19 protein-coding genes, 1 tRNA gene and 1 riboswitch are annotated in these 20,904 nt (G+C 64.6%); of the genes, 10 read left to right on the plus strand and 10 right to left on the minus strand.

The window, feature by feature from the left end:
* Positions 1-190: 190 nt before the first annotated feature.
* The 3 genes from ACVCNR_RS16505 to ACVCNR_RS16515 form a co-directional block, all read right to left on the minus strand.
* Positions 191-265 (minus strand) — tRNA-Glu (locus ACVCNR_RS16505).
* A 139-nt stretch (positions 266-404) separates the two neighbouring features.
* Positions 405-1,610, minus strand: a complete 1,206-nt coding sequence (locus ACVCNR_RS16510) for a YcbK family protein (RefSeq protein ID WP_447075536.1) — start codon at positions 1,608-1,610, stop codon at positions 405-407.
* Between the two features lie 221 nt (positions 1,611-1,831).
* Positions 1,832-3,673, minus strand: a complete 1,842-nt coding sequence (locus ACVCNR_RS16515; RefSeq protein WP_447075537.1) for a PHA/PHB synthase family protein — start codon at positions 3,671-3,673, stop codon at positions 1,832-1,834.
* A gap of 97 nt (positions 3,674-3,770) precedes the next feature.
* Between ACVCNR_RS16515 and ACVCNR_RS16520 the strand changes: the two genes are divergently transcribed.
* The 5 genes from ACVCNR_RS16520 (at position 3,771) to recJ (ending at position 9,868) form a co-directional block, all read left to right on the plus strand.
* A complete protein-coding gene (locus tag ACVCNR_RS16520) occupies positions 3,771-4,184 on the plus strand; it encodes a hypothetical protein (protein WP_447075539.1) in 414 nt (137 codons plus the stop codon).
* 50 nt (positions 4,185-4,234) lie between these two features.
* Complete coding sequence (locus ACVCNR_RS16525) at positions 4,235-5,452, plus strand: LL-diaminopimelate aminotransferase (protein WP_354192589.1); 1,218 nt, start codon at positions 4,235-4,237, stop codon at positions 5,450-5,452.
* A gap of 47 nt (positions 5,453-5,499) precedes the next feature.
* Positions 5,500-6,813, plus strand: a complete 1,314-nt coding sequence (locus ACVCNR_RS16530) for a homoserine dehydrogenase (protein WP_354192588.1) — start codon at positions 5,500-5,502, stop codon at positions 6,811-6,813.
* 231 nt (positions 6,814-7,044) lie between these two features.
* Entirely contained in the window at positions 7,045-8,028 is a 984-nt protein-coding gene (glpX, locus tag ACVCNR_RS16535) for a class II fructose-bisphosphatase (protein WP_354193039.1), read from the plus strand.
* Positions 8,029-8,086: 58 nt separating this feature from the next.
* Positions 8,087-9,868, plus strand: coding sequence for a single-stranded-DNA-specific exonuclease RecJ (gene recJ / locus ACVCNR_RS16540; protein ID WP_447075541.1), 1,782 nt, complete (start codon positions 8,087-8,089; stop codon positions 9,866-9,868).
* Here recJ and ACVCNR_RS16545 read toward each other — a convergent pair.
* Complete coding sequence (locus ACVCNR_RS16545; protein ID WP_447075542.1) at positions 9,865-10,845, minus strand: helix-turn-helix transcriptional regulator; 981 nt, start codon at positions 10,843-10,845, stop codon at positions 9,865-9,867. The two genes, recJ and ACVCNR_RS16545, sit on opposite strands and share 4 nt — an antisense overlap.
* Positions 10,846-11,145: 300 nt before the next feature.
* Between ACVCNR_RS16545 and ACVCNR_RS16550 the strand changes: the two genes are divergently transcribed.
* Positions 11,146-11,679: a hypothetical protein gene (locus tag ACVCNR_RS16550; protein ID WP_447075543.1), complete on the plus strand. Its 534-nt coding sequence runs from the start codon at positions 11,146-11,148 to the stop codon at positions 11,677-11,679.
* Positions 11,680-11,681: 2 nt separating this feature from the next.
* Here the strand turns inward: ACVCNR_RS16550 and ACVCNR_RS16555 are convergent, their stop codons facing one another.
* The 3 genes from ACVCNR_RS16555 to folE all read right to left on the minus strand — a co-directional run bounded on the left by ACVCNR_RS16555 (position 11,682) and on the right by folE (position 13,893).
* Entirely contained in the window at positions 11,682-12,662 is a 981-nt protein-coding gene (locus ACVCNR_RS16555) for a patatin family protein (RefSeq protein WP_447075544.1), read from the minus strand.
* Between the two features lie 84 nt (positions 12,663-12,746).
* Complete coding sequence (hisI, locus tag ACVCNR_RS16560; protein ID WP_447075545.1) at positions 12,747-13,208, minus strand: phosphoribosyl-AMP cyclohydrolase; 462 nt, start codon at positions 13,206-13,208, stop codon at positions 12,747-12,749.
* Positions 13,209-13,254: 46 nt separating this feature from the next.
* Positions 13,255-13,893, minus strand: a complete 639-nt coding sequence (folE, locus tag ACVCNR_RS16565; protein WP_354192582.1) for a GTP cyclohydrolase I FolE — start codon at positions 13,891-13,893, stop codon at positions 13,255-13,257.
* Between the two features lie 230 nt (positions 13,894-14,123).
* Here folE and ACVCNR_RS16570 point away from each other — a divergent pair, with 230 nt between their 5' ends.
* Positions 14,124-14,570: an iron-sulfur cluster assembly scaffold protein gene (locus tag ACVCNR_RS16570; protein WP_354192581.1), complete on the plus strand. Its 447-nt coding sequence runs from the start codon at positions 14,124-14,126 to the stop codon at positions 14,568-14,570.
* Positions 14,571-14,592: 22 nt separating this feature from the next.
* Here ACVCNR_RS16570 and ACVCNR_RS16575 read toward each other — a convergent pair whose 3' ends face one another.
* Positions 14,593-15,630: an LLM class flavin-dependent oxidoreductase gene (locus ACVCNR_RS16575; RefSeq protein WP_447075547.1), complete on the minus strand. Its 1,038-nt coding sequence runs from the start codon at positions 15,628-15,630 to the stop codon at positions 14,593-14,595.
* 272 nt (positions 15,631-15,902) lie between these two features.
* On the opposite strand from ACVCNR_RS16575, the gene yidD reads away from it, so the two are divergent.
* Together yidD and thrS are read left to right on the plus strand one after the other, a co-directional pair.
* On the plus strand, positions 15,903-16,271 hold the full coding sequence (gene yidD / locus ACVCNR_RS16580; protein WP_354192578.1) for a membrane protein insertion efficiency factor YidD: 369 nt from the start codon (positions 15,903-15,905) through the stop codon (positions 16,269-16,271).
* Positions 16,272-16,383: 112 nt separating this feature from the next.
* Positions 16,384-18,372: a threonine--tRNA ligase gene (gene thrS, locus ACVCNR_RS16585; RefSeq protein WP_354192577.1), complete on the plus strand. Its 1,989-nt coding sequence runs from the start codon at positions 16,384-16,386 to the stop codon at positions 18,370-18,372.
* Positions 18,373-18,444: 72 nt separating this feature from the next.
* Here thrS and ACVCNR_RS16590 read toward each other — a convergent pair whose 3' ends face one another.
* Positions 18,445-18,903: a 6,7-dimethyl-8-ribityllumazine synthase gene (locus ACVCNR_RS16590; RefSeq protein WP_354192576.1), complete on the minus strand. Its 459-nt coding sequence runs from the start codon at positions 18,901-18,903 to the stop codon at positions 18,445-18,447.
* A 78-nt stretch (positions 18,904-18,981) separates the two neighbouring features.
* Positions 18,982-19,136, minus strand: a riboswitch (FMN riboswitch).
* A gap of 50 nt (positions 19,137-19,186) precedes the next feature.
* Positions 19,187-20,125: an RgsD C-terminal domain-containing protein gene (locus tag ACVCNR_RS16595; protein WP_354192574.1), complete on the minus strand. Its 939-nt coding sequence runs from the start codon at positions 20,123-20,125 to the stop codon at positions 19,187-19,189.
* A gap of 193 nt (positions 20,126-20,318) precedes the next feature.
* Between ACVCNR_RS16595 and ACVCNR_RS16600 the strand changes: the two genes are divergently transcribed.
* The gene (locus ACVCNR_RS16600; RefSeq protein WP_354192573.1) at positions 20,319-20,903 is read left to right on the plus strand and encodes a nitroreductase family protein; all 585 of its coding nucleotides are present in this window, start codon (positions 20,319-20,321) and stop codon (positions 20,901-20,903) included.
* Position 20,904: the final 1 nt, after the last annotated feature.

A 20,904-nucleotide genomic window follows, 5' to 3' on the forward strand; every position in this document is an offset into this window, starting at 1 on the left:
TCCCGAAGGAGCATTGCCTGATACCGCCCCCGCAAGCTCGCCCGAAGGTTCGCCGCTCCCCACTAAATCGCATCGCCGGTGCCGGGGTGCCAATGACGAATTGCAAAAGCGTGTTACGCAGGCCAATTGTCGGGCACGCAGCGATGCTGATGCCGGACTTCAGGAATTGTGGAGAACTGCCTGAAAATGCTGGTACGCCCAAGGGGAATCGAACCCCTGTTTCCGCCGTGAAAGGGCGGCGTCCTGACCGCTAGACGATGGGCGCGCTCAGATGAGGGCGGTATATAGTTGGGTTGTGCGAAACGGGCAACCCATCAACCTGCCTTGCGACAACTTTTTTCTCGAAATGATTTCGAGGGGGACCGGATCGGTCAATTCGGCCCCGGAAACCGCGGAACAGGGGCCTATTTGCGCCGGCGGCAGCGCCAGTTCCAGTCCCGCTCGGGGCCGACATCCACATGCACTGAATCGGTGTGGCAATAGGTGCCGACGCCGCCGCGGCCCGGCATGGAGCGCAGATAGTTGGCCAGTTCCCACTTGCTGACGCCCGGCATCTGGATATCGGCGGCCGCGCAATACATGTGCAGCGAGTTCTTGGCGCCGCGCGCACGCTTGTTGCGGTTCGGGTCGCGATAGCCGGAGGTGACGACCAGCTTCTTGCCGTAGTGATTCTCGATGGTCTTGAGCACCCGCACCAGCGAGGGCTTGAGACAGGCCACGTCCACGCTTTCGGTCTGCTTCAGGAGGCCGTTGGGGGCGAGGCGCGCGAGGCCGGCGGCCGATGCGACCTGATAGGAGCCGAAGCCTTCGTCCTCGTTGAGGTCGATGTCGCTGTCGTCGTCGACACCGGATTTGCGCTTGATCTCGAACAGGGCGTTCTGGCGGACGCCGGGAAGCGAATCTTCCGAAAACTTGCTGCGGTCGACATTCGCCGAGGCGATGATCGGCTTTGCCGGCTCTGCCGAGGCGAGCGTCACCACCGGCTTGGCGGCGGGCTTGGCCTGCTGCACGGTCGGCTTTGCCTTCGCGGCCGGCGCGGCTGAGGCCGAAGAGGCTCCGAAGAACGAGGCCAGGAAGCCCTTCTTCTTGGGCGCTTCCGCCTGGGGTGCGGGATCGGTCGCGGTCACGAAGAATTCCGCCGGCTGCTGCTGGTCCGCCTGTGCGGAAGCCGTCTGCACGGCCGGCCCCTCAGGCTTGGTTTCCGGAGCAGGGGCGGCCGCCTGCTGGCTTTCCTCCGTGGGGGCCGGTTGCCCCAGCGCCGTGGCCTGTGCCTGCAGCGTGTTCTGGGCCTCTTCATCCACCGCCGCGAGCGCCGTGAGGGAGGCGCCGGGCTTGGCGGCCGGCATGAAGGCCACCTGATCGGGCAGTTCGGTGTCGCCCTCCGCGCTCATGAGCTGCTGGGGCTCGGTGGAAACCGCAGCATCCGAATCGGCGGCGAAGGACGGCGTCGAGGTCGAGGCAGACGAAAGCTCAGCGGCATTGTAGCCGGGCATGCCGACGGAGAGTGCCGGGTCGCCGGTCGAGGAGCAGGAAGCAAGGAGGACGGACAGGAGGGCAGCCGTTATGAGACGGCATTCACCTTTTGCGAGGCGCGATCCTGCTGATTTCAAAACAAAACTCCCTTGCTTTCCGTCCGATATCGCATCGACGCAGGCGTTGTGGCGTCAGCGTCGACTTGATCGTGTCCCCCGGTTCGCAAACGGGACCTGTGTCAAATCGGCAACCTTGCTGAGAATTCAGCGACTATCGACAGAATAAGATTACCAGAGAGTTGACGGAGCCATTTCACCCGCTTCGCGCCGGTCGTCAACTCACCAGACATTACAGAATGTTACACACGCACCCGTACGTATGTACCCGGCGCCTCACCCAGAGGCTGAATCTGCTCTCCCGGAACGCGGGCGGCAACGCGCCTGCCGTCCTGTCTTTCGATCCATTCTTGCCAGTGCGGCCACCACGAGCCCGGCGTTTCCTTGGCCTTGGCGAACCAGGCGTCGAATTCGCCTTGCGGCTTGCCCCCGGTCCAGTACTGGTACTTGTTGAGATGCGGCGGGTTGATCACGCCGGCGATATGGCCGGACCCGGCCATCACATATTCCACGTCGCTGCCGAAGAACCTGCAGCCCAGGAATACCGAGCGCGCCGGGGCGATGTGGTCTTCCTTGGCGGCCAGATTGTAGATGGGAATGGTGATGTCGGAGAGCGAGATTGTCCGCCCCGAAAGCTCCATGCGTCCGGCCGAGAGCGTGTTCTCCAGATAGCAGTTGCGCAGATAGAAGGAGTGGTTGGCCGCCGTCATGCGCGTGGAGTCGGCGTTCCAGTAGAGCAGGTCGAAGGGCAGGGGATCCTTGCCGCGCATATAGTTGTTGACGACATAGGGCCAGATGAGGTCGCTGGAGCGCAGCATGTTGAAGGCCGTCGCCATGCGCGTGCCGTCCAGATAGCCCTTTTCCCGCATGGCGCGCTCCAGCGCGCTGACCTGATCCTCGTCCACGAACACCTTGAGGTCGCCCGCATAGGTGAAGTCGACCTGCGTGGTGAAGAAGGTGACCGAGCGCACGCGATCGTCGCCCTCCTGCGCCAGCAGCGCGAGCGCGGCCGCCAGCAGCGTGCCGCCCACGCAATAGCCGATGGCATTGACCTCGCGCTCCCCCGTCGCCTTCTCGACCGTGTCGAGCCCGTATTGCAGGCCCTCGCGGATATAGGCTTCCCAGCTCTTGGCGCCGTGGCGCTCGTCGGGGTTCACCCAGGAGATGACGAACACGGTGTGACCCTGCTCGATCGCCCAGCGGATGAAGGATTTCTCCGGGTTGAGGTCGAGGATGTAGAACTTGTTGATCCATGGCGGGCAGATCAGCAGGGGTCGCTTCAGCACCTTCTCCGTCGTGGGCGAATACTGGATGATCTCGGCCACGTCGCTGCGACCCACCACCTTGCCGGGGGTTACGGCGATGTTCTCGCCGATCGAGAAGCGGGTGTAGTCGGATTGCCGAAGCTTCAGCTCGCCCTTGCCGGCGGCGATGTCCTCGGCCAGCATCTTCATGCCCCGCACCAGGTTTTCGCCGTGGGAGGCCATGGTCTCGCGGAACAGCTCGGGATTGGTGAACAGGAAATTCGACGGCGACATCGCCGCCGACACCTGCTTCACGTAGAAATTGGCCTTCTGCCTCGTGTGCTCGTCCAGCCCCTCGGTCTGCTCCACCAGGTCCGAGGCCCATTTCGAGGTCACCAGATAGGTCTGCTTGAGGAAGTCGAAGAAGGCGTTGCGGCCCCACTCGGGATCCTGGAAGCGCTTGTCGCCGCGCTCTGGCTTCACGGCATCTTCAACCGGCGCGGCGTCGGGCGCCGTGTTCAGGCGCTGGATGGCTCGGGTCCACACATTCATATAGGCGGCGAACAGCCGCGTTTGCGCTTCCAGCGCCCGTTGCGGCTCGGACAGCCAGTATTCGGCGAGCCGCGAGAAGGTCTTCACCATGTCGGCCATCGGCTCGGCGATATGATCGCGCAACTCGCCTTTTTCGCGCGGCTCCACCCAGGCGGATGCGGCCTTGCCGGCCTGCTCGATCATGCGGGCCAGATTTATGGCGAAAAGCTCCGGGTCCTTCACCAGATATTGGTCGATGGAGGAGTGGGCGTCACTTTCGCCTTTGCCTTGGCCCGCTTTTTCGGACATGGTCGCGCAATTCCTCCCTGGCCCTTACGGTTGACATGCTATCATGAGTAAGCGGATAGGGTCCAACACGGTCTATTCCGGATTTCACGGATTCAAGATGACAACTGGTATCGAAAAAGCGGCGGATTTGAGCGCAAAATTCTCCTTCACGATGGCCGCCGCCGCGATGCTGCTGGCGCTTTCGGCCTGCGCCGGCGGGCCGGCCGCTGACAGCCAGTCGTCCGCGTCTTCCGTTGCCGCCGGCAATGTGGTCGGTCCGCGCGATACCGGGACCTTCCCCAACCTCAATATCAAGCCCGGACAGGCGGCGCCGCAATTCACCGATAGCGAGGCGAAAGCCAAGCTCGCGGCGCTCGAGGCCGACCGCAGGACAGCCCAGAATCCGGGACGCGCGGCGGGTGCTCGAAACGACAGCGCGGCCCTGCGCAAGCTTGGCGCCACCCACGCCAAGGACACGCTCAGGGAGATCGAAGGCAAGTGCGATCCCGCCCTCGACCCGACCTGCAAATAGGGTTATACCGCGCCACCTGAATTTTACGGTTTGCGATCGCTGGAATTGCCATGGAAGAGTTTCACAAGGTTCGCCGCCTTCCGCCTTACGTGTTCGAGCAGGTCAACCGTCTGAAGGCCGCCGCCCGGGCGCGTGGCGCCGACATCGTCGACCTTGGCATGGGCAATCCGGACCTGCCGACGCCGAAGGCGATCGTCGACAAGCTGTGCGAAGTGGTGCGCGACCCGCGCACCCATCGCTATTCCTCCTCGCGCGGCATTCCCGGCCTGCGCCGGGCACAGGCCAATTATTATGCGCGCCGCTTCGGCGTGAAGCTCGATCCCGACACCCAGGTGGTCGCCACGCTCGGCTCCAAGGAAGGCTTCGCCAACATGGCGCAGGCCATCACCGCGCCCGGCGACGTGGTGCTGTGCCCGGATCCGACCTATCCGATTCACGCCTTCGGCTTCATCATGTCCGGCGGCGTCATCCGCTCCATGCAGGTGGAGCCCGATGACGGCTTCATCCCGGCGCTGGAGCGGGGCGTGCGCCACTCGATTCCCAAGCCGCTGGCGCTGATCCTCAACTATCCGTCGAACCCGACGGCGCTGGTCGCCTCGCTCGACTTCTACAAGGACGTGGTCGCCTTCGCGAAGAAGAACGACATCATCATCCTTTCCGACCTCGCCTATTCGGAGATCTATTTCGACGGCAACCCGCCGCCTTCGGTGCTGGAAGTGCCGGGCGCGATGGATTGCGCGGTCGAGTTCACCTCCATGTCGAAGACCTTCTCCATGCCCGGCTGGCGCATGGGCTTCGCGGTCGGCAACGAGAGGCTGATCGCGGCGCTGACGCGGGTGAAGTCCTATCTCGACTATGGTGCCTTCACCCCGATCCAGGTCGCGGCGACGGCGGCGCTGAACGGCGATGGCGCCGACATCGCCGAAGTGCGCGAGGTCTACCGCAAGCGCCGCGACGTGATGGTGGATTCCTTCACCCGCGCTGGCTGGACCGTGCCGGCCCCGGCGGCCACCATGTTCGCCTGGGCGCCGATCCCGGAGCAGTTCCGCCATCTCGGCTCGCTGGAATTTTCCAAGCTGCTGATCGAGCATGCCGACGTGGCCGTCGCGCCCGGCGTCGGCTTCGGCGAGCATGGCGACGACTATGTGCGCATCGCGCTGGTCGAGAACGAGCATCGAATCCGCCAGGCGGCGCGCAACATCAAGCGCTTCCTCTCCACGGATGCGGCGCAACTCCACAATGTGGTTCCGCTTTCGGCCAACCGCTGACAGCCCCGCCGCATTTTACATTTTTTGAAGAAGGGACTGAGCCTCTCATGGCTGAAGCATTGCGCGTTGGAATAGCCGGCCTTGGCACCGTGGGTGCCTCGGTCGCACGGGTTCTGGCGGAAAAGGCCGCCGAACTCACCCGCCAGTGCGGCCGTGAAATTACCGTGACCGCCGTTTCGGCGCGCGATGCGACCCGCGACCGCGGCATCGATCTTTCCGCCGCCAAATGGTTCGACGATCCGGTGGAACTGGCGCGCAGCGCCGACATCGACGTGTTCGTCGAGCTGATCGGCGGCGAGGACGGCCCGGCCCGGGCCAGCGTGATCGCCGCGCTGGAAGCCGGCCGCCATGTGGTCACTGCCAACAAGGCGCTGCTTTCCCGCCATGGCGTGGCGCTGGCCGAGATCGCGGAAGAGAAGGGCATCCTGCTCAACTACGAGGCGGCGGTGGCCGGCGGCATCCCGGTCATCAAGACCATGCGCGAGGCCATGGCCGGCAATACGATCAGCCGCGTGTTCGGCATCCTCAACGGCACCTGCAACTACATCCTCACCCGCATGGAGGCCGAGGGTCTGTCCTTCGAGGACTGCCTGAAGGATGCGCAGCGGCTGGGCTATGCCGAGGCCGACCCGACCTTCGACATCGAAGGCAACGATACGGCGCACAAGCTCTCCATCCTTACCAGCCTTGCCTTCGGCAGCCGCATCGCTCCCGACGACATCTACCTGGAAGGCATATCGAACATCACCCAGGCCGACATCCGCGCCGCCAGCGAGCTGGGCTACCGCATCAAGCTGCTGGGCGTCGCCTTGCGCACCGAAAGCGGCATCGAGCAGCGCGTGCACCCGACGATGGTGCCGACGGCTTCCGTCATCGCGCAGGTGCATGGCGTGACGAACGCGGTTGCCATCGAGACCGACATTCTGGGTGAATTGCTGCTGTCCGGCCCCGGGGCCGGCGGCAACGCGACGGCGTCCGCGGTTGTCGGCGACATTGCCGATATCGCCAAGAGCCGCCCCGGTTTCCAGCACGGGCCGGTCTTCGGCCGGCCGGCGAAGGAATTGCAGCCCTACAAGAAGGCGCGCATGCGCTCCCACGCCGGCGGCTACTTCATCCGCCTCACGGTCCACGACCGCGTTGGCGTGTTCGCCGCCGTCGCTAGGCGCATGGCCGAGAGCGAGATTTCGCTGGAATCCATCGTCCAGCACGCCAATGGCGCCAACCCTGAAACCCAGAAGACCGTGATCCTCGTGACCCACGAGACCTCGGAAGCGGCGGTCCGCAAGGCGGTCGAAGGCATCACCCAGGACGGCCATCTGGTCGACAAGCCGCAGGTCATCCGGATCGAACGAGCCGAATAGAGCAATTCCGGCACATGTGCGGCGCGGTTGCGTCCGGAATTGCGTCAAAATGGATAGTTAGAGTGTCTTCGCGATTCGAAGAAAAGCGGAAATACTCTGATCTGCTTTCAATCGATTGATATTGTTGATTTTTTGTCGAGGGCCGCGGCGGGGCTTGCCGTTGCCATGCGCCTTTGACAAAAGAGGATGACGCTCCGGGATGGAGCACGGCAAAAGGGATTGAGCAAGATCATGAATGCGGCAGACAAGATCAGCGCGGGCCTCGACCGGGTTCTGACCATGGAACTGGTGCGCGTTACCGAGCGCGCGGCGGTGGCAGCCGCCCGCCTGCGTGGACGCGGTGACGAGAAGGCCGCCGATCAGGTCGCCGTCGATGCCATGCGCACCGAACTGAACCGCCTCGCCATCAAGGGCACGGTGGTGATCGGTGAGGGCGAGCGCGACGAGGCGCCGATGCTGTACATCGGCGAGGAGGTCGGCACCGGCAAGGGGCCGGCGGTGGACATCGCGCTTGATCCGCTGGAAGGCACCACCATCTGCGCCAAGAACCTGCCCAATGCGCTGGCCGTGGTGGCGCTGGCCGAGAAGGGCAGCCTGCTCAACGCGCCGGACGTCTACATGGACAAAATCGCCATCGGTCCCGGCTATGCCGCCGACGTCATCGACATCGATGCGCCGCCGGCCGAGAATATCGCCCGCCTTGCCAAGGCCAAGGGTGTGCCGGTCGGCGAGGTGACTGCCTGTATCCTCGACCGCCCGCGCCATGCCAGGCTGATCGAGGCCGTGCGCGGCACGGGCGCCGCCATCCGCCTCATCGGCGACGGCGACGTGGCCGGCGTCATCCACACCACCGATCCGGAGGAAACCGGAATCGACATCTATATGGGCATCGGCGGCGCGCCCGAGGGCGTGCTGGCGGCGGCGGCACTGCGCTGCACCGGCGGCCAGATGCAGGGTCGCCTCATCCTCGATACGCCGGAGAAGATCGAGCGCGCGGCGCGCATGGGTGTCAGCGATCCGAACAAGGCCTATCGCGCAGACGAGATGGCGCGCGGCGATGTGCTGTTCGCCGCCACCGGCGTCACCGACGGCAACATGCTGTCGGGCGTGAAGTTCGGCCGCAACTTCATCACCACGCATACCATCGTGCTGCGTTCGTCCTCGCGTACCGTGCGCGAGATCAAGGCGCGCCATCAGGACCTGGACAAGTTCTGAGCCCGGTGCTGAAGCTGTCGGCCTATGGTTTCGTGACCCGCAAGGGGTGCGAGCGATAATGGCCGACAAGCGTCTCTTCCTCGATGTCCGGCGCTCGGCGACCGGCATCTTCTGGGAGCACAGGCTCACCGATCGCCAGGACATGATTGCGCTGGCGATCGCGCAGGGCCACGGCGTGCCCGATATCGTGGCGCGCGTGCTGGCCGGGCGCGGCGTGCAGACGGCGGATGCGGCGCGCTTTCTCGATCCCACCATCCGCGACCTGCTGCCCGACCCGGCTTCGCTGACCGACATGGAGCGGGCGGCGAGCCGCATGGCCGACGCCGTCACGCGCAAGGAGAAGGTGGCGATCTTCGGCGACTACGATGTCGACGGCGCCGCTTCCTCGGCCCTGCTCAAGCGCTTCCTCGCCCATTTCGGGGTCGAGTCCGAAATCTACATTCCCGACCGCATTTTTGAAGGCTACGGCCCCAACCCCGACGCCATGCGGGAACTGGTGTCGCGCGGTGCCTCGCTGATCGTCACGGTGGACTGCGGCACCAATTCCGCCTCATCCATCGAGGCGGCGAGGGAGGCGGGCGCGGAGGTGGTGGTGCTCGACCATCATCAGGTGGGCGGGGCGCTGCCGGCGGACACGGCGGTCGTCAACCCGAACCGCGAGGACGACCTGTCGGGACAGGGGCATCTGTGTGCCGCCGGCGTTGTGTTCCTGACGCTGGTGCAGACCGCGAAACTGTTGCGCGCCCGCAGGCCGGGAAGCAGCCAGCCGGACCTGCTCGGCTTGCTCGATCTGGTGGCGCTGGCCACGGTCTGCGATGTGGTGCCGCTCGTCGGCGTCAACCGCGCCTTCGTGGTGAAGGGATTGCAGGTCATGCGCCGGCAGTCGAATGCCGGGCTCGCCGCGTTGGCGCAGGCCGCGCGCATCGGCGAGCCGATCAACGCCTTCCATCTCGCCTTCCTCATCGGCCCACGCATCAATGCCGGCGGGCGCATCGGCGATGCCGCGCTGGGCAGCCGGTTGCTGGCGACCGACGATCCGGTCGAGGCGCAGGCGATCGCCGAGACGCTCGATCGCCTCAACCAGGAACGGCAGGCCATGGAAACCGTGATGCTGGCCGAGGCGCGCGCCGAGGCCGACGCCGAGCTTGCCGGCGGCAACGGGCCGGCGGTGCTGGTCACCGCCAATCCGGCCTGGCACCCCGGTATTGTCGGCCTTCTGGCATCGCGGCTGAAGGATCACGCGCGGCGGCCGGCCTTCGCCATTGCCTTCAACGCGAGCGGCATCGGCAGCGGTTCCGGGCGTTCCGTTCCGGGTTTCGATCTCGGCCGCATGGTACGCGAGGCGGTGGAAGCAGGTTTGCTGGTCAAGGGCGGCGGCCACGCCATGGCGGCCGGCATCACCGTGGAACAGGGGAAGCTCGGCGCGCTGCGGGCCTTCTTCGAGGAGCGCGCGGCCGCCGATGTGTTCCGTTTGCAGGATCAGGAAAGCCTGCTCATCGACGGAGCGCTCGCAGCTGAGGGCGTGTCGCTGCAACTGCTGGATACGCTTGAGAAGGCCGGACCCTACGGAACCGGCCATGTCGCGCCGGTCTTCGCCCTGCCGCGCCATCGCCTGGTCGATGCGCGTCTGGTCGGGGCCAATCACATCAGAGCCGAACTGCGCTCGGAAAGCGGCGGCCGCATCCCGGGCATCGCCTTCCGGGCGGCCGACACCGCGCTCGGCGACTTCCTGTTCAAGAGCCGTGGCGCGACGATCCACGCGGCCGGTTCGCTGTCATCGAATTACTGGAACGGCAATCGCAGCGCCCAGTTCAGGATCGTGGACGCCGCTCCGGCCTAGCCTTTAAGAAGTTCGCTCATCTTCAGGATGAGATCGGCCTGCCTGCCGACCGAAAGCTTGTTGAAGATTATCTTCAGCCGCGACCGCGCCGTCTCGTAGGTGATCCGTTCCGTTTCCGCCGCGGATCGCAGTTTGTTTCCTTCCGAGATCAGCAAGGCAAGCCGGACTTCCGCTTTCGTCAGTCCGTAATCGCGGGTCAAGATGTCTTCTATCGACGGCCTCTGTATCGGGTTGACCTCGATCGAGAGAAGCACGTCGCCCCGGGAGGCCATGTCGCGGGCGATGGTTCGAAGCGGGACGATCCTGACCGTAGCCGTGTCTGCCGGGTTCGCCGGATTGGCAACGGTCAGACTCATATTGATCTGCTCACCCACGGCGGCCATGGCAACCAGAAAGCCGAACCTGTCGGTATCTCCGCAAAGAGGCGCAAGACGTCCGTTCCTGCTGCCGAAGAAGCGGCCGACCATGGCATTGAAACTGGCCGAGTAGTGGCAAGGCCGCGCATGGCCGTCGAGCCAGGCCCAGGCGGTTTTCTCGGTGCTCAGCGAATCCACCAGGCCGGTCGTCACCGCCTTTTGCGCGCGAATGGCATAGCTGAGGGCCGTGTTAGTCATTTCGATGAAGCGCGCAACGTCATCGAGTTCGGCTCCCAGAAAGGCTCCGCGGCGTTTGCTCCGCTCCATGCTGAGAACGAGGAACGAATCTCTGTCGATGGGAATGAACGAACCGGCGTAGTGAACGCAGTCGAACCTGATTGCGAATTCCTGCTCGAACGGCTCGCGCGCGATCTCATCCGGCGAAAAAAGGCGCCAGTCGGTCAGTATGCCGACCTGGCCGGATCGCGCGTGATGCAGGCCGCGAAGCATGCGTGGGTTGCGCTCGTGCCAGTTGTCGGCCACGACCTTTTCCAGGATTTCCCTGCTTCCGGAGGACGTATAGGGCTGTGTGTTGTCGGGGCTGACCAGATAGGCGAACACATGGTCGGCACGGAAGCTGGATGCGACAGATCGCAAGGCCTGCGACCATTGTCCCGGAGCCTGCACCGCCTCAAGCAGCGACCCGAGAGCCTCCTGGTGATCTGCCCCCATCGTTTTCCCCTGAACGATGATTCCGCGCTGCCTACCGTTACACGCTTCTTGCGGATTTTGAAGATGCTACCGCCTTCTCCGCAGCCGTGCGCGAAACCGCACCTGCGGCTGGGGTCCCCAATTGGGGGTTGCGGGCTTTCCACCCGTTTCTAGATTGCGCCGCATCCGGACGTCGTGGGCAGGGGGCTCATGTCGCGTCCGTCAAAGCACATGATGCGGGGGCTGATGCGTTTGCGGATAGTTTTGTTCGGGGTTTGCTCGCTGGCGGTCGGATGCGCTGCGCCCGAAACCAAGGTGCTCGACCCCTATCAGCTTGCGGACGGCTCGCGATATCAGGATGTGGTGACGATCGGTGCGGATAAATCGGGGGCCAGCCCGGTGGTCACCGACATCAAGACTTTCCGTCTGGGCAATGGGAAGAACCGGGACAGTCGGCTCGTGTCGCAGGCCACCGGCTCGTCGCCGGGCATGACTGCGGTCGTCGGCGGCGCGATCGCGAACGGTACGGCCACGGGAATTACCGCCGGCCTTATCAGCTATGCGTCACGCTCCAAAACCACCGTCAATGTGGACGGGAAGAAATCCCTGGCGGATGTTCAATGCTCGGAATTGTCTGAAGCCGAGCGTTTGCAGATCCAGAAGTGCATATGCGAGATCAGCAGCTTCAATCCCGGCTGTGAGAATGCCGGAGGGTCCAGCAATCCTCCTCCATTTGGCGGGTGATTTCAGACAAGCACGCTTTGCAGCCGCTTCAGCTCCGCCGCATGGGCCAGGGTGGTCTCGTAGCCGAGATGGATCGCCTCTCCGGCGCGGTGGAATTCGGTAAGGCCGATGTGGCCGAGCTTGGGGTGCAGCGAAAAATCCGGAGGATCGCCGGCCAGCCGCGCCCGCGAAATGCGGTCCTGAATGATGTTGAACGCTTCCACCATCACGCCGGTGATGCCGAGCCGGGCGTCGTGCGCCGAGTGCTGTCTGGACAGGACAGGAAGCATGGCCTGTTCGGCCTGCAGCCTATCGTCCCCGGACTCGCCCGCACTGTGGCGGATGACGGCGGCCCGGCCGAAATTGTCGGAGCTGAGATTGACGGCGACCACCGCCGGCTGTTCCTGCGCCCGGCATACCGAAACCGGAACCGGATTGACCAGCGCGCCGTCGACCAGCATGCGCCCGTTGCAGTTGACCGGCTCGAACACGCCCGGCAGCGCATAGGAGGCGCGCATGGCGGTGATCAGCGAGCCCTTGGTGAGCCATATCTCATGCCCGGTATGGATTTCGGAGGCGACGCTGACGAAGGGCTTGGGCAGGTCCTCGAAACGGGTGCCATCGAGATGCTCGCGCAGCCGCGCATCGAGCTTGAGGCCGCCGAACAGGCCGCTGCCGCGCAGGGTGATGTCGAGCAGGCCGAAGATACGCCGCCGCGTCAGGCTGCGGGCGAAATCCTCCAGTTCGTCGAGCTTGCCGGCCAGATAGCAGCCGCCGACCAGCGCCCCGATGGAGGTGCCCGCGATCATGGAAATCTCGACGCCGGCCTCGTCCAGCGCGCGCAGCACGCCGATATGAGCCCAGCCGCGGGCGCAGCCGCCGCCCAGTGCAAGCGCGATGCCCTTGTTCGGGGCAGGGGCGGGCTCGACCGTGCTGGTTGCCGAAGAAAGCCCGTTTGCTTCCCGGACATCTGGCCTGCCGCGCAATGACGCCCATTCGAGCATCACGATCTCCCTTGTCCCAGTTTCAGTCTAGAGCCGTCCCGTATCGAAAAGGTGAATCAGTTTAAGGGCAAGTTTCCGAGTGGGTTAGTCAGACTTTAGATAGATGGCCTTTGCATCGAACAGCGGGGTACTTCCATCACCGGAAAGGATGGCCTTCCCGTCGCGAAGCTCCACCATTCGATAAAAACAGGAACGCCTGCCTGTGTGGCAGGTTGCATCATGGCCTGCGACCTTAACGCGCAGCCACACCGCATCCTGGTCGCAGTCCGTGCGCAGCTCGACCACGTGCTGCATGTTGCCGGAGGTTTCGCCCTTCTTCCACAGCGCCTTGCGCGAGCGTGACCAGTAGTGTGCGATGCCGGTTTCGAGCGTCAGCGCCAGCGCCTCCTCGTTCATATGCGCCACCATCAAAAGCATGTCGTCGGCGGCATCGGTGACCACCGCCGTGACAAGGCCATTGGCATCGAAACGTGGCGTGAAGGCGGCGCCTTCCTGTTCGAGGGCCTGCTTGTCGGCAGGGGCAGGGGCGAAGGTCAGCGCCGTCACGGCTGCTCTCCTTGGGTATTGGACCGGTGAAGGCGGCGGGGCGCGCTCAGCGCACCAGGCCGCCGCGCACCATGGTCATGAAACGGATCTGCTCGTCCGCATTGTCGCTGAAGGTGCCCGTGAAGGTCGAGGTCAGCGTGGTCGAGCCCTGCTTGCGAATGCCGCGCATGGCCATGCACATATGCTCGGCCTCGATCAGCACCGCCACGCCGCGCGGATTGAGCACGTCCTGGATGACGTTGGCGATCTGCGCCGTCATGGCCTCCTGCGTCTGCAGGCGGTGGGCGAAGATGTCGACGACGCGGGCGATCTTGGACAGGCCGACGACCTTGCCGTCCGGCAGGTAGCCGACATGGGCCTTGCCGATGATCGGCACCATGTGGTGCTCGCAATGCGAGTGGAACTGGATGTCGCGCACCAGCACGAGGTCGTCATAGCCGGCGACTTCCTCGAAAGTGCGGCCAAGTTCCTCGGCCGGGCACATGTCGTAGCCGTTGAACATTTCGAGGAACGCCTTGGCGACGCGCTTCGGCGTGTCGACCAGGCCTTCGCGATCCGGATTGTCGCCGGTCCAGCGCAACAGCGTGCGCACGGCGGTTTCCACCTCCTGCTGGCTCGGCCGGTCGGTGACGGGCTTTTCCATATACGCGGAGGCGGGCATGATCTTCTTGATGACGGCGTCCATAAAGGCGTCTCCCGTAGTTCCCCTCGATGGAGGAACGAGTTGAACGGACCACTGCCTATTACGGGATCGCGAAACGGCCCGAATGCGGCGTGACTGGGTTCCGGCGACATAGACGCGCAATGGTGCCTTGCCGTTCCCGAAACATCACCATTATATATTGGTCGGGCGCTGCGATTGAAAGTGCGGAAGCGGCAATCGCTGTTCGCCAGACGGCGACGGACCGGAAAATTATGATCGACGACGTCTACAACAGGAAAATTCTGGCCTTCGCGGGAAATATCGAGCGGATCGGCCGGCTGGACAAGCCCGATGCGAGCGCCAAGGCGCATTCGAAGCTGTGCGGCTCCACCGTCACCGTCGATCTCGCCATGCAGGACGGTATCGTCACTGATTACGCGCAGGACGTGAAGGCCTGTGCGCTTGGGCAGGCCTCGTCGTCGATCATGGCGCAGCACGTCGTCGGCGCCAGCGCGCAGGAACTGCGGGACGTGCGCGAGACCATGCTGAAGATGCTGAAGGAAAACGGCGCGCCGCCGCAGGGCAGGTTCGACGACCTGAAATATCTGGAGCCGGTACGCGACTACAAGGCCCGCCACGCCTCGACCATGCTGGTGTTCGACGCGGTGGTCGATTGCATCGACCAGATCGAGAAGACCAAGGCCGAAAAAGCCGCGTGATCGGCCCGGCCGTAAAGACCCCTCAACTGTCCGCCAGCAGGTCGCGCACCATGGGAATGACGCGGGTGCCGTAGAGCTCGATCGAGCGCATCATCTTCCCATGCTCCATCGGCCCCGACGAGTATTTCAGGTCGAAGCGCGCAGCATCAAGCGCCTTCACCGTGGCGGCGATCTTCTTCGCCACGGTTTCCGGCGAGCCGACATAGAGCGAGCCCATGTCCGCCTCGGAATTGAAGGCCGTGATCGAGACGGGACCCCAGCCGCGCTCGCCGCCGATGCGGTCGTGCATCTTCTTGTAGCTCGGCCAAAGCTCCTCGCGCGCCTGCTCGTCGGTCTCCGCGATATGGCCGGGCGAATGCACGCCGATCGGCAGGGTGGGAGCCCCCAGTTGCGCCAGCGCGTCGCGGTAGAGATCCGCATAAGGCTTGAAGCGCTTAGGGTCGCCGCCGATGATGGCGAGCATCAGCGGCAGGTGATAGCGCGCCGCGCGGATCACCGATTCCGGGCTGCCGCCGACGCCGATCCAGGTCTTGAGCGTGCCGTTCTCGATCGGCGGATAGACGCGCTGGTCGGCAAGCGGCGGGCGCACCGACCCCTGCCAGGTCACCGGGCCATTTTTCAGCAGGGCGGCAAACAGGTCGAGCTTTTCGGTGAACAGGGTCTCGTAGTCGGAGAGCTTGAATCCGAACAGCGGGAAGGACTCGGTGAACGATCCGCGCCCGAGGATGACCTCGGCCCGGCCGTTCGAGATCGCATCGACGGTCGAGAAGCGCTGGAACACGCGGATCGGGTCGTCCGAACTCAGCACCGTGACGGCGGAGCCCAGCTTGATGCGCTCCGTGCGCGCGGCAATGCCCGCCAGCACCACTTCCGGCGCCGAAACGGCGAAATCGTCGCGATGGTGCTCGCCGACGCCGATGAAATCCACGCTTACCTGGTCCGCCAGCACGGCCTGGTCGATGAGGTTGCGGATCACCTGCGCCTGCGGCAGCAACTTGCCGTCCGGGCCGAGCGTGACGTCGCCGAAGGTGTCCAGTCCAAGTTCGATGGTGTCGGGCATGTCAGCCTCCTGTCCGGCAACGCACCGGGGCGATGGTTGGGCACCCCTGTCGCCCGGCGGTCGGGGATCGCCGGCGCCATGATCCGGGATTGTGGCGGGATGCGTGTTGAACCGAAAGATAGAGCGGGCGAAGCGTCTGTTCAAACCGAAGCATTCGGCGACGCACTGTTCACGCCTGCTTGACGCGGCGGATCGGCCGCATTGCAATCGGCGCACCGAGATCGCATCTGTGGGCGAGGGAGCAGGGCAGAGCCACGAAACGGGACAGGAGCGTGACGCACCGGCATTCACATGCGCCGCAGCACCCCCGGAGAGGGCGCAACTGGTCCGGCCCGTGGCGCAGGACGCCGGGCCGCGTGTTCGGCACGTCTGTGGTGCGGCTCTATCAGCTCACCCTGTCCGGCTTCGTCGGCAACACCTGCCGGCACCTGCCGACCTGTTCGGAATATGCCTACGAGGCGATAGCCCGCCACGGCCTGTGGGCAGGCGGCTGGATGGGCCTGTTCCGGTTCCTGCGCTGCGGGCCGGGCGGCACGCACGGCATCGACAATGTGCCGGAACAGCTCGCCCCGCGTTTCCGCTGGTTCCTGCCCTGGCGGTATCGGGAGATCGGCGCAAAGCGTCGCGGTGCTGCCTCCTGATGCAGCCATGGCTTTACGGCCGTGGCTGCGCCGATTATGACACCGCTGCCGCCGGACGCATCCGGCATCAACCCACCCGCGCTCGTTTGCGGGACTGGATAGGAGAACACCTGTGTCGAATTCCGTTTCCCTCACATTTCCCGATGGTTCGTCTCGCGACTATGATGCCGCCACGACCGGCGCCGCACTTGCCGAATCCATCTCCAAGTCGCTGGCCAAGAAGGCGGTCGCCTACACGTTCGACGGCGCCTTGCGCGATCTGTCCGACCCGCTGGGCGGCTCCGGCAAGGTCGAGATCGTCACCCGCGACGATCCGCGCGCGCTGGAACTGATCCGCCATGATGCCGCGCATGTGCTGGCCGAGGCGGTGCAGGAACTGTGGCCCGGCACGCAGGTGACCATCGGTCCGGTGATCGAGAACGGTTTCTACTACGACTTCGCCCGCAACGAACCCTTCACGCCGGAGGATTTCCCCGCCATCGAGAAGAAGATGCGCGAGATCGTCCAGCGCAACAAACCCTTCACCAAGGAAGTGTGGTCGCGCGACAAGGCCAAGCAGGTGTTCCGCGACAAGGGCGAGGCCTACAAGGTCGAACTGGTCGAGGCGATCCCGGAGGATCAGGACCTCAAGATCTATTATCAGGGCGACTGGTTCGACCTGTGCCGTGGCCCGCATATGGCTTCCACCGGCCAGATCGGCAGCGCCTTCAAGCTGATGAAGGTGGCCGGCGCCTATTGGCGCGGCGATGCCAACAACCCGATGCTGACGCGCATCTACGGCACCGCCTGGGCGACGCAGGAACAGCTCGACCAGTATCTGCACATGCTGGAGGAGGCCGAGAAGCGCGACCATCGCCGCTTGGGGCGTGAGATGGACCTCTTCCACTTCCAGGAGGAGGGGCCGGGCGTCGTCTTCTGGCACGCCAAGGGCTGGAAGATGTTCCAGAACCTCATTGCCTATATGCGCCGCCGCCTCGGCGACGACTACCAGGAGGTGAATGCGCCGCAGGTGCTGGACAAGAGCCTGTGGGAGACATCGGGCCACTGGGGCTGGTATCAGGAGAACATGTTCGCGGTGAAGTCGGCCCACGCCTTCACCCATCCGGACGATCCGGATGCCGACCAGCGCGTGTTTGCGCTCAAGCCGATGAACTGCCCCGGCCATGTACAGATCTTCAAGCATGGCTTGAAGTCCTACCGCGATCTGCCGATCCGGCTTGCCGAATTCGGCAATGTGCATCGCTATGAGGCGTCGGGGGCCTTGCATGGTCTCATGCGGGTCCGCGCGTTCACCCAGGACGATGCGCATATCTTCTGCACCGAGGACCAGCTCGAGGCGGAAATCCTCAAGATCAACGACCTGATGATGTCGGTCTACAAGGATTTCGGTTTCGACGAGGTGGTGGTGAAGCTGGCCACGCGGCCCGAAAAGCGCGTCGGCACCGATGCGGCATGGGACCACGCCGAGGACATCCTGCGCCGCGCACTGGCGCGAATGGCGCGCGAGGACAACCGCATCAAGACCGGCATCAACGAGGGCGAGGGCACGTTCTACGGGCCGAAGTTCGAATATACGCTGCGCGACGCCATCGGCCGCGAATGGCAGTGCGGCACCACGCAGGTGGACTTCAACCTGCCGGAGCGCTTCGGGGCCTTCTATATCGGCGCGGATTCGGAGAAGAAGCAGCCGGTAATGGTGCACCGCGCCATCTGCGGCTCGCTGGAGCGCTTCCTCGGCATCCTCATCGAGAGCCATGCCGGCCAGATGCCGCTGTGGTTCGCGCCCTTGCAGGTGGTGGTGGCGACAATCACCTCCGACGCCGACGATTATGCGCGCCAGGTCGTGGCACGGCTGAAGCAGGCGGGTCTGGCGGCGGAAACCGATCTTCGCAACGAGAAGATCAACTACAAGGTGCGCGAGCACAGCCTTGCCAAGGTGCCGGTTATCCTCGTCTGCGGCAAGCGCGAGGCTGAGGAGGGTACGGTCAACATGCGCCGCCTCGGTTCGCGCGACCAGCATTCGATGACACTCGACGAGGCCGTGACCTCGCTGTCCGACGAGGCGACGCCGCCCGACCTCAAACGCGCCCGCGCTGCCTGACGGGCCAACAGGCGTTCGAACGAAAACGGCGGCGGAGAAATCCGCCGCCGTTCTCGTTTTCGGATGGAAATGTCAGGCCGCGAGCTGGGCGCGGGTCTTGCCGATCATCAGCGCCGCCTCGGCCGCCTCGCGGCCCTTCTGCACGAAATGCTCGGAGAAGATGCGGTTGTGATGCTCGGTTTCCTGATAATGATGCGGGGTGAGCGACACCGAAAGCACCGGGACGCCCGTGTCCATTCCAGCGCGCATCAATCCGTCGACCACCGCCTGCGCCACGAAATCATGCCGGTAGATGCCGCCATCGACCACCAGCGCCGCAGCCGCGACGGCGGCATAGCGGCCGGACTGGGCAAGGTCGCGGGCCAGCATCGGCATCTCGAATGCGCCGGGCACATCGAAGACATCGACCTGGGAAGCGGGAATGAGCTGCGTGAACCCTTCCAGCGCGCGGTCCACGATGTCCTTGTGCCAGTTGGCCTTGATGAAGGCGTAGCGCACGGGACGGGAAAAAGCAGAGTGGGCTTGTGTCATGTGATCTCCTTTCAGCAACAGACACGTCACCCAAGGCGATCACATGAAGGCTTGCCGCCCGCGTAAACGACGGCGCCTGCATGTCCTCTTTCATCCGGACTGTAACCGTCGGCTCAGGCATCGCACCTGATCTGCTGACCTTTCCCCGCTGCGGGGAAAGCGCTCGCGGGCTCGCGGCTCTATTCGAGCCGCATACCGCCGGTGGGGAATTTCGCCCCGCCCTGAGAACAGGACCTATGTGTCATGCAGGGGCGGCTCTTGCAAGCCGAGATGCGGTGAACACTCAGTCGGCGGCTTCGGGATCGACCGCCGAGGCTTCCGAGGCGACCACCTCGATTTCGCGGTTCTGGCCGGGCTCGACCTTGAAGTCCTTCTGGTAGATGCGGTCGCGATTCTTGGCGATGGCCGTGTAGTCGCCATCCGCCAGCACCATGGGGGCAAAGGCGCCGACGCTTTCCTTCACCTGCTCGCCCGCCTCGTTGAGCACCGACCACGAGGTGTCGGCGATGGCTTCGCCGCCGGCCTCGCGCACCAGCTTGAGCGTGACTTCGGCTGCATGGTGTTCCACCGTCGCCTCGGTGAGCTTGCCGGCCTCGACGCGGATGTCGGAACGGATGATAGCGTTCACCGACCCGTAGGTCGACACGACATGATAGGTGCCGGATTTGAGCCGCACCACGGTGTTGGGCTGAACATTGGGCAGGACGAGTGCCCGATCACCACTGTCCTCGCCGTCGCCCTCGTAGATCGAAAAGCGCAGCTTGGCCGGGGGGATGCGTCCGCCGCCGGCTGCCGTGGCGTCGAGCTTCAGGCCGCCGGCATTGAGCACGAAGCTTTCGTGCTGGGCCTGCCGGCCGACCGATATGCGCTTGGTGGCGCCGGCGCGGCCATAGGAGGCGTGGACCAGATAGCTTCCGGGCTCCAGATCGAAGATCGAGGTGCCGCCCTGCGCCGAGGCCACCAGCGGCAGCTTGCCGTCGGCATCCGGTTCGGGCTTGAACACACGCCAGACCATGCCCCGGGTGATCTCCTCGCCGCCTTCGTTGAGCTGGGCGCTCAGCGTCACGGTGCCGCCGGAACTGGTGGCGAGCGAACGGTCGCTTTGCGGCGTGGCATAGCTGGAGATACCGGGCAGCTTGAGGTCTCCCAGCCCGTCGTCTTCCTGCGCCGCGGCCGGCAGCGCCATGGCCGCGCACAGCATGCCCATGAAGATAGGGGCCATCGGGGCCGGGGTCATGGGAATCGGGAAAAGACGGCGGGCCGCTGCAAACATGTCTTGCCTTGAACCGCAAGGCGGTGGCAATTTCAAGGCCCGACTGCATCCCGACCGCGGATGCTTCCCATTTCAGGCACTGCCCGGGCCGCTTCCCGAGGGACCCGACCCGAGCCGCCGACCTTTCCAGGGATATTGCAAGATGAACGCGACGATCATGGATTTCCTGCTGGCCAGAGCTTCCGTGCCGATCCAGGATTTGCAGGCACCCGGGCCGGACGATGCCGAGATCGCGAAGATTATCGCCGCGGCCAGCCGTGTCCCCGACCATGGCCGGCTGGCGCCCTGGCGGTTCATCGTCTATCGCGGCGAGGCGCGTGAGGAGATCGGCCGCAAGCTGGCGGCCCTTGCCGAGGAGCGCGAAGGCCCGCTGCCGGAAGGCCGGCGCAATCAGGAGCTTACCCGCTTCTCGCGGGCGCCGGTGGTGATTGGCGTCGTCTCCACGCCGAAGGAGCATCCCAAGATTCCCGATTGGGAGAAGTTCCTGTCGGGCGGCATGGCCGCGATGAACCTCATCCTTGCGGCCAACGCGCTGAGCTACCGCACCAACATGATCACCAACTGGTATTCCGAAGTGCCGGAGGGCAGGGCGATCCTGGGGCTTGCGCCGGATGAGCGCGTCATCGGCTTCGTGCATATCGGCAGCTATGAAGGCACGGCGCCGGAGCGTCCGCGCCCCGATCCGGCCGCGCTCTATGCCGATTATTCAGGCCCGTGGCAGGGTTAAG

It is taken from the genome of Aquamicrobium terrae, from assembly GCF_052978165.1.